Source organism: Candidatus Obscuribacterales bacterium (genome assembly GCA_019744775.1).
Lineage (GTDB): Bacteria > Cyanobacteriota > Vampirovibrionia > Obscuribacterales > Obscuribacteraceae > SBAT01.
On sequence record JAIETZ010000001.1, the window covers coordinates 576,514 to 589,988 of the forward strand.

The following is a 13,475-nucleotide window of genomic DNA, read 5'->3' on the forward strand; positions in this document are numbered from 1 at the left end:
GTAACAGGGCAAAAGCGCCAGAAACCCAGCCCGGAGAGCCATTGAGCACTATTGATGCATCTTGATGCAAAACACCGACTGTGGTATATATCGTCATATGGCAATCTTGCAATATTTTGATTATTGAATCCACTGCTCGGAGGTAATAGCCATGATTGGTGTGCACATTGATGATAGATCGATCAAAGACCCTCTGACTAAAACCGGCAAAAATGTTTGCGCAATTATCTTAAGCGAAGCGCAGGATGGGGGCGCCCGGCTAGCCAACTGGCTTACCAATCAAGATAATTCCAAGATCGACAGACTAATTTTAGCTTCCGCTGTCAACGAGCCATGGCATTCATCTATCCCTCAGTCAACGCTAAAAGCACAGAAACAAGTCTACGAACACCATATTGCCTTCGGCAAAAAGCACATAGAACTTGAGAAGCTGAAAGCCGAACTCACGTGCCGGTTTCCTGAAATACCAATTGAAGTTTTCTTGCAATCAGGAAGTATCCAAAATCTAGCATCGGAGATTGGCAAAAAATATAAATCCCTGCAAATTCTAGTCGACAGCGATACATCTCTTTTAGCCACCATTGCAAACAAAACAAAGGCAACCAGTGTGGTGCTTTTGTAGACCAAAATTAGTTAAGTCAAAGTCTGGAAATATCGTGAATAGCCAAATAAATACAACAAAAAACAACCTCATGGAAAAGAAAAACAGCAACGTATTTCAAGACGCTGCTGCGAGGTTTATTCAATTCAACAAAGTTTTCGATAGTCGATTTGAGGACTTTAGTGGTGCAAACAAATGGAGCATTCTCTATCGGGACATGAGCGCCGGGCTGGTTGTGGCGCTTACAGCGATTCCGTTGGCGATGGGTTTTGCCATGGCTATGGGACTGAGACCGGAGCAAGGAATTATTGCCGGAGCTTTGGCTTGCCTTGTCGGAAGAACCTGGGGCGGCTCTAAGTATCAAGTCTATGGACCAACCGCCGCATTTATTCCAGTAATTGCCGGGCTGATGAGCAAGTACGGGCATCCGGCAAATGGCGGCAGTTTCAATGAAGCCCATGGAATGCTGATCTTCTGCAGCATGATAGCCGGTGTTCTGCTTCTTGCAATGGGTTTGACCGGAATGGGCAAGTATGTCAAAGCCATCCCAAATTCTATTGTAGTCGGGTTTACCGTGGGTATCGCCATAGTAATTGGTCTCTCAAATTTTGGCGAAGTACTCGGATTGCAAACGGCAATTCGGGGAGATTCTTTTGAAAAGGCCAAATTGATTGCTACCCATATCGGCCAATTTAATGGCTATGCGTTTTTCTTGGCAATGCTAACCTTTCTCATCACCCGTGTATTACTTAAAATATCCGTATTTATTCCTGCTCCTCTAATTGCCTTGGTGGTGTGTACAATTCTTGCAGAAACTGTATTTAGTACTTACGGAATAGCAACGATTGGTGAAAAGTTCGGCAGCATTCCTTCAAACTTCTTTTTCTTCACACCGCCAACATTGCCACCATTGACCAATCAAGTTTTATGGGACTGTACTTATTTCGTTGTGGCAATATTGTTCGTATCAGCAATTGAAAGCCTTCTCTGCTCATCTATGGCTGATCGTTTATCCAACAACAAGAAAACACCATTTAATCCCGACAAAGAACTCTGGGGGCAAGGCTTGGTACAGATCTTTGTACCGATTTTCAATGGTTTTCCCTGTACGGGAGCTTTGGCAAGAACAGCAACAAGCATCAAAGCCGGTGCTGTTACTCCTTTTGCCGGATACTTCAAGGGAATATTCAAAATCACCTTAGCACTGTTTCTGGCTCCCTGGCTGGAAATGGTACCAATGGCATGCATTGGTGGAATTTTGATTTGGGTAGCCACCAACATGGTTAAACCGGCAGAAATTAAGGAGGTGCGCGCAACCGGATTACTAAATACCTTTTTGATGATTTATACCGCAGCAATGGTACCTTTGACCGACTTCCTCACCGGGGTATTGTCGGCCATGGCTATTTATGGTGTCACCAGATTGGTCATGAATACACAAGCCAGCAAAGCAATGTATACCAAGCTTAGAACCTCTAATAGTCCCGAAGCGATAGTCGAAGTGATCACAAACCAATAATTATAATCAACAGAAATTCTCGTTATCGGGTGCCTTGTATGCTAAACTATCAATATATTCATCTATTTGAATATATTGATAGTTTCAATGAGTGGTCACAATGCCTTACAGGATACTAGTTGCTAAAGAACTAAGCGAGCTATTCGGCGTGCTGTCCCATCCAATTCGAATTCGCATAGTCGAGGAGTTAGGGGACGGAGAAATGGATGTTAAAACGCTTGTCGACATTGTCAACACAAGTCAGTCGGGCGTCTCTCAACATCTTGCACTCTTGCGCACACACCGGGTAGTACTGGAAAGACGGGAAGGACGAAATGTCTATTACCGTTTGCGGGATGAATCCTTAGCCAACTGGGTTTTGGACGGACTGCAATTTATTGAACCCGACAAACAGGAGACCAGGGAATTTCACTCAGCCATTAAAAAGGCCAAAAGCATCTGGTCACAACAGTAGGGCGTTAGCGAGGAAGGACACATGCATAAGCTTATTCAGGGACTGCATCACTTTCAATCTTATGTTTTCGAATCACGAAAATCCTTATTTGAACGACTAGACAAAGGGCAACATCCGGAAGTCCTCTTTATCACTTGCTCCGACTCAAGGATTGATCCCAACTTAATCACCAACACCGACCCCGGTGACTTATTTGTCCTACGCAATGCCGGCAACATCATTCCACCATACGGTGCAATCAACAGCGGTGAAGCTGCCACTATTGAATTCGCCGTATCCGCACTTAAGGTAAAAGACATTATTGTTTGCGGACATTCATCATGCGGTGCTATTAAAGGACTTCTTGAGCCACAGCTACTGGAGGACCTGCCTACGGTCAAATCGTGGCTTTCGCACGCGGAGGCAACCAGACGTATCATAAAAGAGAATTATGGCGACTTGGATGAAGATAAAAAATTGAACGTTGCCATTCAAGAAAATGTGCTTGTTCAAATTGAAAATTTACGCACACACCCATCAGTAGCTTCGCGTTTATCAGGTGGACACTTACGCATCCACGCATGGACATACAAATTTCAAACTGGAGAAGTTTTCAGCTACAGCGAAAATGGACAGTTCTTGCCGGCAACGGAGGTTGTAAATGAAATCGACAAATCAAGACCAAGGCTTACTAGCGCAAGTGCTTGATAGCCGTACTTCAACATACTGGCAGCACGCCTTTGCCCTTGATGGCTCCATAACCCCTCACGTGATTCCAAACGTGTGTATTATGGGGCTAGTAGCATTGGCTATTTGTTCCCTATCAGGGCTTCTGGCAAAATCAACGGGAATAGATCTTGGTTTACCGGTAGCACCTTATGAATTCATTGGTGCAGCCTTGGGTTTACTACTCGTATTGCGAACAAACTCCGGATATGAACGCTGGTGGGAAGCACGCAAACTCTGGGGTGGAATCGTCAACCAAGCACGAAACATCGCCATCAGCGGACTTACATACGGTCCAAGAGACCCTGTCTGGCAGAATGAATTCATCGCCTGGGTGGCAGCCTTTCCTTTTGCTTGTTGCGCGTCATTACGAAATTCAGACTACATGTCAAAATTCGAGCAACTACTTGGACGGAAATCTTCAACTGAATTACACAATGCTGAACATATGCCTACCTGTGTAGCGCAAAATCTAGCATCACTATTAAGACAAGCCTATGAACGTGGAGACATGGATAGATTTGCATTTATGCAAATTGATCGTGAACGTGCGCTGCTGATTGATCACATAGGCGCATGCGAGCGCATTATGAATACTCCGCTTGCACTTGCATATTCAATTAAAATTCGTAGATTCATCATAATTTTCTTGCTCACGCTTCCCTTTGCCTTAATTCACATCGTTGGGCACAATTGGTTGGTCCCTGCACTCACAATGCTGGTTGCTTATCCACTATTTTCACTTGACCAACTTGGCTGCGAGTTGCAGAACCCATTTTCAGTAGACAACTTAAGCCACCTTCCGCTCGATGAAATTTCCGCTGCAATAGAACGGAATGTGCTGGCGCTTCAGAAACCTAGCACAAAATCGATGCATAGCGAACTCAAGTGCAGCCCAGAGGCAATCTCAAGCAGCCTTAGTCGCTAAGTACCACTTTCGGCAACTTCAGTCCTTTATCCATACACCCAACGCCGAAGGCAAAATCTCGTCAGTTGGTTTTGGGCAGGTACTATGGTGTCCAAAACACCCAAAATTAACATCACCATCGTTTTGCACTTCAACAATGCCTTACTAGAATATTCAACAATTATCTGTCTAACTCAACAATTGCTGAGCTTACTTTTCGTAAGTGGTCGTCAATTTGAGTTAAGCCATTTTCAAGTTCGGCAGCGCGCATTTTCATCTTGTTAATGCGCTCATAAGTCCTATTGAGTTTCAGTTGAATTTGAGACTTCGCTTCGCGCAAGTAAGTCTCGCGCTTAAGCAATTCATCACGCTGGCAGGACGACGAAGTATCGCCTTGCCCGAAGCAAGCAATTCCTATCATTGCTTGTAATACAAGAACAGTCCCCATTATTCGGTAGAACATTTCCCGTCTCATATGAAGCAACCTTCCTCACAAACTTGACCCGAGTATACCTGCCGAGATCAAAAATGCAAGGATTTATAGCAAGCCAGATTGACTTACGCTTTCATGCTTTAAAAACTAAAAAATGGGGCAAGCGAGGGGACTTGAACCCCCGAATACCGGAACCACAATCCGGGGCCTTAACCACTTGGCGACGCCTGCCACAAGTAGCGGTAATTATATCATGCAGCCAGAGGTGAGGCTTTCGGGGCTTTTTCTACGCGTGAAAATACGCAAAGATGGTCGGCAAAACTTCCGCCAAAAGTCCGCCTATGGCAAAGGCACATAACCAGGAGCCTACCCAAATAGTCAGGGCTACCTTCGGCCCTCTTTCCTTAATCATGACGCCGACTGTGGCAATACATGGCACGAATAACGTAATAACGATCATGGCGACTACTGCTTGCACTGCTGTTAACGAGACGTCAGTTAAGCCAAAGGCAGCGAAGTCGCGGCGCACGATTCCTAATATGAACGTCGTAGCAATACGCGGGTCATTGGGTAGTTTCAACCAATTGACGACAATCGGCTGCAAGAGATTGATAAACCAATCCAATAATCCGGCGACTTGCGCAAACGTAACAACCAGTCCTGCTAAAGCAAACATCGGCACGGACTCACGGAAGAAATTCCACGACTTCTTCCATGTCTTTTTCAATACGTTGCTCATACGAGGCAGACGCATTGGTGGCAAGTCAATTACTAGTGCACCGGATTGACCAGGCATCACCATATTCAGCAAAAGACCAGTCAAAGCTAAAATGCCGAAGACGACTGTTCCATAGACTGACCAGGCGATAGGTCCTCCTGATTTGGCTAGTGTGCCGGAGACAACACCAAGTTGCGCTGAACAGGGAATTGCCACACCAAGAAGTGCAGTTGCAATTATTTTTTCTCTGCGCGTAGTTAAAAGTCTTGTCGTGATTGTTGCCATTGTCACGCAACCCAAACCAAGAATAAGGGGAATAATAGCGCGACCATTTAGCCCGATCTTTGTCATCAGACGATCAACAATTACTGCTAGCCTAGGCAGATAACCAGAGTCTTCTAAGAGAGAGAGTCCCAAGTAAAAGCCCAGGACAAGCGGCATCAACAAACCAATTAGATAAGTCACTGTAAGAGTCAAAACACCATAGTCACCAACTAAAGCATTGCCGAGAAATTCTAGAATTCCAGCTTTTGGCCAGAAATTCCATTTCACATCATCAGCAGGCGTGCTTGTCATTTCCGCATCCATTAGACCAGCTTGATCCGGCACAGAAAAAGTCCCATTGGGATAAGCATAAGTTGTGTTTCCCACAGTTATGACTGACGGAAATACATTTGCACAAATACGGCGTACTGCAGGTTCATAAAAAACGCGCATGCCTTTCTTCTCGGTGATATCCACTATATTGCCGGCGATAAAAACACCAAGGAATTGGTAGAAAATGAAATAGCAAACAAGTATTGCAACAACATTGCCGTAAATTGGATGCAATAAAAGGCGACCAAGCTTTATTAACAATGACTCTCGGCTTTTTGCAACTGATACCACTTGCGCAACAATGTCGTTAACGCGCTTGCGGCGTTCTTTATAAATTTCTGATCGCCACTTGCCGGCTGTTAGGTTGTGCATCGATGCGGTTGGTTCATCACCTTCAATTACTAAAAGTGCTTCTGAAGGTGAAAGGCCATGCGCAAGTAGTGGTTTGACGAGATCCGTAATCAAGGCGCTTACATTTCCCACGCATGCATTTTTGATGTTGGATTTGATTTCTTCAATTCCCTGACCTTTCACGGCAACGCAGGTTAACACCGGTATGCCCAGCAATTGCACCAGTTTGTCTATATCGATAGTGACACCACGCGCAATTGCTTCGTCAAATTGATTGAGCACGAGAAGCATAGGCTTTTGCATATCAATCAATTGCTGTGTCAAAAAGAGATCACGATCAAGACTCAAGGCGGAGGCTACATTTACAACGAGATCTGCCTCTAAGATCATGCGTCTTGCCGCGCGTTCTTCATCGTTGAAGCTGGAGACACCATAAACGCCCGGCGTATCTGCCAGATGATAGTCGCCCATTTTTCCAGAGGCGATGTCAATAGTTGTGCCTGGGTAGTTGGAAACATCAGCTTGGGCGCCTGTCAAAGCATTAAAAATTACAGATTTTCCAACGTTGGGGTTGCCGGCAAGAACAATCGTATCCAATTGCAAAGTAGTGCTTTTACCTGCATCGACTCCAATGCTGGCGGTCTTTTCAGGATAAACAACTACCGGCGTCAACTGCCAATTTCCTCGGAAAATGCCCTAGTTGAGAAATATTATCAATTAGAAAGTTTCCGTTCAATGGCTATGCACTAAACCTATACAATGAAGTTTTTAATAAGGCGACACCAAATGCTCACTTTGAACATCGGCATTCAAAAAGCGCTCGCAGTACTGTGCGTTTTGTGTTTGGCATTCATTCAGACAACATCTGTTGCACTGGCTGAGACTTCTGAAGACAACAAAACAACCGCACCGGCATATTTAGAATTACCAAACGGACTCAAAGTCATTTTGATTGAGACACCGGCGTTTCCGGTTGTTTCATGCTTGATGTGGTATCACACAGCAGCAAGCAACGATCCATTAGGCAAAACAGGGACCGCCCACGTTTTAGAACACCTACTATTCGGCAATATCGGTAGTTTCAAGAAAGACGACCTAGCTTCAGCAATTGTGCGCAATGGTGGGCAATTCAACGGCTACACATCAGACGACTTCATTACCTTTTTCGAGACTCTGCCATCCAACAAATTAGAGTTGGCGCTGAAGATTGAGTCAGAGCGCATGCGCAACGCTAATTTCACCGAAGACGACCTACGCAATGCCATTGAAGAAGTCAACGATGAGCTTGACGACAAAACCAAAGACCCCCTAGATATTCTCTCAAGAGAAGTGCGGTCACTGGCTTTCGTGAGGCACCCATATCGCAATCCTTCGATTGGCTGGAAGTCTGACCTGGATAATTTGAAAGTTGCCGACGTAAAAGAATTCTATGACCACTATTTCTGGCCCAATAATGCCACTCTGGTAATTGCCGGTGATATTCAGAAAGAAGCAGCCCAGGGGATGGTCAAAAAGTATTTTGGCAGCATACCGATTTCAGCAAGCCCGATCCCAACAGTCTCCATTGTAGAGCCGGCTCAACGCGGCGAGCGCCAAGTAACGATGGTGCACGCAACAAAGCAAGACGCTATTCAGATTGCTTATCACTGCCCAGGTGTTGATGAAGAAGACGCTCCGGCTTTCGTCGTACTTGAGCAATTGCTCAACGCGACCTATTCCGGACGCCTAAAGTTAAAAATCAATCCGACAACCAAGCTATTCACATCTGCAGCTTCTTACTACGAAGCTCACAAAGATCCCAGCTTGTTTACATTGACTTGCCAGGCAAATCCCGGCAGCAATTTGAAGAAACTGCTTGAAGGCTTAGATCTGATAATCAATCAGCTGAAGACACAACTTGTGTCGGAGAGCGATTTGAAGCGCGCGCGACTATTGGCAGAATTTGCATTTCATAATGAATGTGACAGCCCTTACGAGCTAGGTTTTCACACTGGCTTCTTTGATGTTATTTCCAACAAGCGCACAGCAAAAGACTGGGCTATTCGCTTGCATTCAGTTTCATCAGGAGACCTGCAACGCGTTGCTCGTCTATATTTGGTTCCAGAAAATCGTGTAATTGGTTATTTGGAGTCGCCGGTAGCTCCGAAATCTGTGCCGAATAAAGCTGTTCAAGAAAGTCCCAAGCCAGCTACAAAGTCAGAGCCGAGAATACCCAACTCCAAGCCTCTCGATCATGTCCCGCTTATGGGCTTCAAGATTAACGATATGGCGCTGCATCCCATCAAAAGGTTGAGAGCAGCCACATCAGACAAACCAGCGGCAGAGCAAGAGCCGGATACATCTGAAGTCAAGTCTTCGGTCGAAAAAACCGAACCGCGTAAGCCGCGCATCTACGAACGCATTACTCCAAGAAGAACATATCTAAGACCCAAATCAGCTCCGGTAAAAGCGACAACGCCTCCACCAACAGAAAAGGCACCAGCGATGTCGACACCGGCACCAATTACGACCGACGTATCGCCGGATGCAATACCTGTGCCACCTGCTGAACCGGCAAAACCAAAGATGCCGGCGGTTACAGAAAACTGGCTCAACCGTCTGAAGTACAAGACTTTGTCCAACGGATTGCGAATTGCAGTTTTGGAAAGTCATATCAGCCCGATTGTACAAATCCGTGGCGCCGTTCGCGCAGGCGAAATTTATGATCCGAACAACAAAAAAGGTCTGGCCGAAGTTGTAGCTGAATCACTCAACTATGGCAGCACAAAACACAACCAACAACAGTTGAGAATTGCTCAAGAAGATCTTGGACTACAACCAAATTCAATGCTGCGCTTTGACTGCCAGACAGAAACAATCGAGTTTGAAACAGCTTGCTTGTCCAACAATTTGTCATCACAACTGGCAATTGTTGCTGAATCCCTCATTACGCCGTCTTTCCTTGAATTGGATGTAGAGAAAGCAAAGCAAGACGTAATTAGCTTGGTTCGCCAAAATGAAGGTTCTCTGCCGTCAAGAATTGAACGCACGGCAATGCGCAATTTGATAGCCGCAAATACGGCCTATTACCCGGAAGATCCCCTGTCTCTCGTGCGCACGATACCGACATATAGATCCGCCGATGTTAAAGCGTTCCACAAAGAGCACATAACACCTAATCAAACTGTCATTGTTTTTGCCGGTGATACCACTCTGGATGAAGCAAGTACGTTGGTTGAGCGCATGTTCCAACCATGGTCATCGGTGAAGTCCGCAGCCAAGCCTCTGGTCAAACCGGCAAGTCGTCGCGTTCTGAGGACGACAATACCGACGACTGAAAAAGATGATGCTCGGATTTGTTTGGCAAAATTGCTGGAGTTTTCCGAGGGAAATAGTGATTATCCATATTTGCTTTTAGCCGATTGCGCGCTCGCTAGCCATCCACTGATATCACGTTTGGTTTTGGCGTTGAGCAAAGACACGAAGTTGGGACAAATCGTCAATTCCGGAACTCTGGAATCCAAACTTGATCCGTTGTCGGATGCCACTGCCTGGTCGCTATCAGTTTCGGTACCAGCGCAAGCCGCAGCTCAGCTGGTAACGACAGTAAGAAGTGAGATAGATACTTTCTCCAAAGGTCCATTAGGTCCAATGGAATTAAGCGAGTGCAAGCGCTATTTGTTGGGCTCTATACCGGTGCGCTCGATGAGCAGCATGTCCACAATGGCTTCCACTATTTGCGAGAGCCTAATTCAAGACTGCGAACCGAACTACGTCAGTCAATTACTTGCCACCATTCGCTCGGCAAATGTAGATACAGTCGGCAAATTCATTCGCACTAACTTCAAACCAAATCAAGCGACATTGATAATGACAGGCAATAGTGACGCTATCAAAGCGGTAAGCGCAGCCACAAAAGTTGTCAATAATTAATCTCGTGACGATCACGCTTAATCTAGCCAATTATTCGATATGCCGCCAATGGTAATACCAATGAGGCTATACACGATATACGCTTGATCCTAAACCGCAGTTAATGAATTTGACTTTGGAGTGACAATTCCTAATAATATGTCAGGCGGGTTAGAAGCCCATTTATCGGCACTAGCTGTGCCTTTCGTATGTCGGGAGACTTAATGGTGATTAACTGCGATACAGAAAAAACAGAGCGCGAAAAACTAGATTTCGATTCTCTGCCGGAATTCATACGCGAGCCATACACCTCGGTGAAAAACTCTTACACGACTGCTCCTGCTCGTTCAGAGCGTTTCTACGAGCGCTATCGTGAAGATGATTCGCAACTGGTCAAACCAAACGAATACGCAGCCAGCTATCCACCTACATACGGTGAATCTTCTTTAGGCACCAAGTCGGCCGAATTAGAAACTCTCTGGCCTGGTCATCACCAAAATGACATGCACCACAACGAATTTCTGCCACCGGCTAAGCGCTCCGCCAGCATGTACCTCACTGTTGGTTTCATGGCAGGTGCTGTTGTTTCGTTGATTGTTGTTTGGGCAATTTCGCTCTTCAATCATGCAGAAGCGCCAACCGTTGCACAATCAACACCATCAACTCCTGCAAGCAAAAAAATTGTTGTTGCTACAACTACCAATAGAGCAGCTACACCAGCTCCCGCTGTAGCTCCCAAGCTGCCGACTATTGCGCTTCCAACAATTTCAGTCAGCAAGCCAACCACTCCGGCTGTTGCACAAAAGCCGGCAGAAGATGTAATTCCTGAACTCATTATTCCGACACAAGCAACTTACACCGTACAAAACGGCGATACGCTTGCAGGTATTGTCTACAAAACATACAAGCGCGTCAGCCCACGTTTGCTTGACACCATTTGCAAGCACAATGGCATGCGCAGCGCCGATGTTCTGGAATTAGGTCAGACACTTAAGCTTCCGCACTATCGTCCAATTCGCATTCAAGTTGCTACCCGCGCCAACAGTAACATGTAGGTGTTGGTCGATTCGGACAGGACCAGCAACGGCAGTCATCTAAGCGTAGAAGATGTCTTCTCGCTTCTAGGTGAACATTTGCCCGGTTATGAATATCGCTCCGAACAATTGAAGCTGGCACATCTTATTGACCGTGGCTTTGTCACGGGTCAAGTAGGATTGTTTGAAGCTGGAACGGGTACAGGTAAAAGTTTGGCTGCTCTTATACCAGCAGCACTTTCCGGCAAGCGTGTGGTCATATCGACAGCCACAATTGCTCTGCAAGAACAATACATCAACAAAGACATTCCGACGCTACAGGACATTTTGCCATTTCCTTTAAGAGCCGCACTAGTAAAAGGTCGCGGCAATTATTTGGGTATGCGCCGCTTTGAAGATCACTTAAAAGAAGCTGCCGTAGATGAGCGCCTAGAAGATTGGGCTAATGACACCACCACAGGCGACTTTTCAGAACTTGATTTTGTGCCGGCGAAAGACACCTGGATGGAAATCAATTCCGATTCGGATGATTGCTTGCGCAACAAGTGTCCAAAGTTCAACGATTGCTACTACTTCAGAGCAAGAGAATTTGCCGAAGATGCGCATTTGCTGGTCGTCAACCACGCACTACTATTAGCAGATGCAGCTTCCGACGGCAGTATTTTGCCCACTTATGATTACTTGATTGTTGACGAGGCTCAACATCTACCTTCAATTGCAACGGATGCTTTTTCTTCCACGATAAGCAACCGCGGCATAAAAGTCCTCTGCAGTAAATCCGTCAACAAGCTGCAAGCGCCCGTTCAAATAGTCAAAGACTTGGAAGTTGAGGCAGAAGGCTTCTTTATCAACCTCGAACAAATGTGCACCGGCGCCAAAACTCGTTTCCGTCAAAGCGTAGATGGCTCACAATATTTGCACCAGGCACTAACAGCTCTCAAAACCTGGCTTGAAGAAGCAACCTTTGAAAATATTCTCGATGTAGAAATGGCACGTGAAAAAGCCAAACTCAAAGCACGGGGATTAATCGCAACCATAAATGGTTATTTGCACTGCCTAGATCTACTAATCGAGCCGGATGCTGCTTATGTTGTCTGGGCGGAGCGTGATTTCAAAAAGCAAAAGCTGGAAGTCATTGCCGCACCACTAGATGTTTCAGAGATGCTCAATCAAAAGATCTTTAAAAAATCCGGGCTGGTTTCTTCGGTATGGATGTCGGCCACACTAGCAACAGGTGGTGCTAATCCTTTTGGATTTTTTAAACGGCAAGTGGGCGCTCCATCAGAAGTAGTGGAAGCAAAAGTTTCGAGCCCATTTGACTACAAGCGTCAGTCTGTTTTGTATTTGCCAGGCAAGTTACCTGAGCCAAATCATCCTGAGTTCTTTTTGAAAGCATCCGACGAAATTGAGAAAATCTTGCACCTAAGCGATGGTCGGGCCTTTGTGTTGTTCACTAGTTATTCAGGCATGAATAATGCGTTCAGTATACTCAATGACCGTTTGCCATTTCCTTGTAAGCGACAAGGTGAAGTGCCACGAAAGAAATTGCTGGATTGGTTCCGCGAGACACCACAGGCTGTCTTATTCGGTACTGCTAGTTTTTGGGAAGGAGTTTCGATTGACGGTAACCAATTGAGTTGCGTCATTATCGATCGCATTCCCTTCCAGGCACCCGATGATCCTGTATATGAAGCGCGCTGTGAGGCATTGCAGAAAGACGGACAAAACAGCTGGTTCGGAGACCTGGCGTTGCCTCACGCCACCATGCGCCTCAAACAAGGTGTCGGTCGCCTTATCCGCACGGCTACAGACACAGGCATCGTGGCAATTCTGGATCCACGACTCACAACAAAGCACTACGGTCGCTCTATCTTGCAAGCGCTGCCACCAATGAGCATAGTAAAGAGCCTTAACGGCTACAACACCCTGGACGACGTGCTCGAATCTATAAATTAAGCTTGACGCGCTTCTACTGGTTCCAGGTAGTCGGGTTCTGTGTAGACCCAGAGATCGCCTGGTCTCCATGGCAATGGATGCCTGAGCAGGTACTTGTAAACCAAAAGATTGCGAATGATTCGTCTGGCAGCCGGGTTATCTTCGCCGCGCCTGTCGTTGGCCAGCTTGGTTCTAAGCTGTATGGCTTCGCGCTTAGACCAGCAGTATGCCGGTCCCGGGCTGGTTCCACGCGATCGACAAAGGATTGCCACCTTACCCGTTGGCTGAGGCCAACCCAATACGTAATAGATCTCTTCAGTCATATACGGT

At 46.1% G+C, this 13,475-nt stretch carries 11 protein-coding genes and 1 tRNA gene; 8 read left to right on the forward strand and 4 right to left on the reverse strand.

Annotated features, from left to right (window positions below):
• Positions 1-151: 151 nt before the first annotated feature.
• The 5 genes from K2Y22_02500 (at position 152) to K2Y22_02520 (ending at position 4,207) form a co-directional block, all read left to right on the forward strand.
• Positions 152-622 (forward strand): hypothetical protein, encoded by a 471-nt coding sequence (locus K2Y22_02500; GenBank protein ID MBX9877305.1) that lies wholly within the window; start codon positions 152-154, stop codon positions 620-622.
• 34 nt (positions 623-656) lie between these two features.
• On the forward strand, positions 657-2,120 hold the full coding sequence (locus tag K2Y22_02505) for a hypothetical protein (GenBank protein MBX9877306.1): 1,464 nt from the start codon (positions 657-659) through the stop codon (positions 2,118-2,120).
• A 100-nt stretch (positions 2,121-2,220) separates the two neighbouring features.
• Positions 2,221-2,574, forward strand: coding sequence for a metalloregulator ArsR/SmtB family transcription factor (locus K2Y22_02510; GenBank protein MBX9877307.1), 354 nt, complete (start codon positions 2,221-2,223; stop codon positions 2,572-2,574).
• 21 nt (positions 2,575-2,595) lie between these two features.
• Positions 2,596-3,261 carry a carbonic anhydrase gene (locus tag K2Y22_02515; GenBank protein MBX9877308.1) on the forward strand — a complete coding sequence of 222 codons (666 nt, stop codon included), beginning with the start codon at positions 2,596-2,598 and terminating at the stop codon, positions 3,259-3,261.
• Entirely contained in the window at positions 3,215-4,207 is a 993-nt protein-coding gene (locus K2Y22_02520; protein ID MBX9877309.1) for a hypothetical protein, read from the forward strand. Before K2Y22_02515 ends, K2Y22_02520 begins: the two co-directional genes overlap by 47 nt.
• 160 nt (positions 4,208-4,367) lie before the next feature.
• On the opposite strand, the gene K2Y22_02525 is transcribed toward K2Y22_02520, so the two are convergent.
• The 3 genes from K2Y22_02525 to feoB all read right to left on the reverse strand — a co-directional run bounded on the left by K2Y22_02525 (position 4,368) and on the right by feoB (position 6,957).
• Positions 4,368-4,649, reverse strand: coding sequence for a hypothetical protein (locus K2Y22_02525; GenBank protein ID MBX9877310.1), 282 nt, complete (start codon positions 4,647-4,649; stop codon positions 4,368-4,370).
• Between the two features lie 125 nt (positions 4,650-4,774).
• Positions 4,775-4,850: transfer RNA gene (locus K2Y22_02530), tRNA-His, on the reverse strand.
• A gap of 55 nt (positions 4,851-4,905) precedes the next feature.
• Entirely contained in the window at positions 4,906-6,957 is a 2,052-nt protein-coding gene (gene feoB, locus K2Y22_02535) for a ferrous iron transport protein B (GenBank protein MBX9877311.1), read from the reverse strand.
• Between the two features lie 114 nt (positions 6,958-7,071).
• On the opposite strand from feoB, the gene K2Y22_02540 reads away from it, so the two are divergent.
• From K2Y22_02540 to K2Y22_02550, 3 genes are all read left to right on the forward strand, one after another.
• Positions 7,072-10,197 (forward strand): insulinase family protein, encoded by a 3,126-nt coding sequence (locus K2Y22_02540; protein MBX9877312.1) that lies wholly within the window; start codon positions 7,072-7,074, stop codon positions 10,195-10,197.
• A gap of 203 nt (positions 10,198-10,400) precedes the next feature.
• Complete coding sequence (locus tag K2Y22_02545) at positions 10,401-11,231, forward strand: LysM peptidoglycan-binding domain-containing protein (protein MBX9877313.1); 831 nt, start codon at positions 10,401-10,403, stop codon at positions 11,229-11,231.
• On the forward strand, positions 11,232-13,166 hold the full coding sequence (locus tag K2Y22_02550; GenBank protein MBX9877314.1) for a hypothetical protein: 1,935 nt from the start codon (positions 11,232-11,234) through the stop codon (positions 13,164-13,166).
• Here the strand turns inward: K2Y22_02550 and K2Y22_02555 are convergent.
• On the reverse strand, positions 13,163-13,468 hold the full coding sequence (locus tag K2Y22_02555; protein ID MBX9877315.1) for a hypothetical protein: 306 nt from the start codon (positions 13,466-13,468) through the stop codon (positions 13,163-13,165). The genes K2Y22_02550 and K2Y22_02555 overlap by 4 nt on opposite strands.
• Between the last annotated feature and the right edge of the window lie 7 nt (positions 13,469-13,475).